Genomic DNA, 888 nt, shown 5'->3' with positions numbered 1-888 from the left:
CGGTTCGCGCCCCGGCCAGCACAGATGCCCCAGGTGGTCGTGGTGCTGCCCTCGGCGGCGGTGTACGACGAACTGCTGGAGGCCGCATGAGCGCCGACGCCAATGCATCGGGCGCTGCGGTGCCGCTGATGCTCACCGAGCTGCGCCTGCCCACCATGAAACGGCTGTGGGCCGAGCTGGCCGCGCAGTCCAACCGCGAGGGCTGGACCGCCGAGCGGTTGCTGCACACGCTGCTGGGCCATGAGATGGCTGAGCGCGAGACGCGGCGCCTGGCCCGGGCACGGGCCGACAGCCAACTGCCGCCGGGCAAGAGCTTGGCAGAGTTCGACTTCGCTGCGGTGCCGGCCGTCTCCAAGGCCCATGTGATGGCGCTGGCCGAGGCCGATAGCTGGATTGCACAAGGCCACAACTTGCTGGCCTTCGGTCCGCCGGGCACCGGCAAGACGCATCTGTTGGCGGCCATCGGCCACGCGCTGATCGACCGCGGGCTGAAGGTGCTGTTCGTGCGCACGAGCGAGTTGGTGCAGCGTCTTCAAGCGGCCCGGCGCGACTTGCGCCTGCCAGCCGAGCTGGCCAAGCTCGACAGGTTCGACCTAATCATCTTGGACGACCTCAGCTACGCCCGCCGCGACCAGGCCGAGACCTCGGTGCTGTTCGAGCTGATCGCCGAGCGCTACGAGCGCAAGAGCCTGGCCATCACCGCCAACGCACCGTTCTCGGCGTGGGACGAGGTCTTCCCGGACAAGGCCATGACGGTGGCAGCGGTGGACCGGCTGGTGCATCACTCGACCATCCTGGAGATGAACGTGGACAGCTACCGACGCCGCGCTGCGTTGCCGGCGCGCCGGCCCACCCCCCCCCCCCCAACCCCCAGAAAAAACACCCCCC

General features: G+C 69.3%; 1 protein-coding gene. It reads left to right on the top strand.

Features of this window, described 5'->3' with window-relative positions:
• Positions 1–86: 86 nt before the first annotated feature.
• On the top strand, positions 87–888 hold an 802-nt coding region (istB, locus tag ACG00Y_RS28770), incomplete at its 3' end, for an IS21-like element helper ATPase IstB (RefSeq protein ID WP_394485084.1).

This window comes from Pelomonas parva, assembly GCF_043555835.1.
GTDB classification, from domain to species: domain Bacteria; phylum Pseudomonadota; class Gammaproteobacteria; order Burkholderiales; family Burkholderiaceae_C; genus Pelomonas; species Pelomonas parva.
Note: the sequence above shows the minus strand (reverse complement) of the source record. Positions and strands in the feature narration are given on the sequence as shown.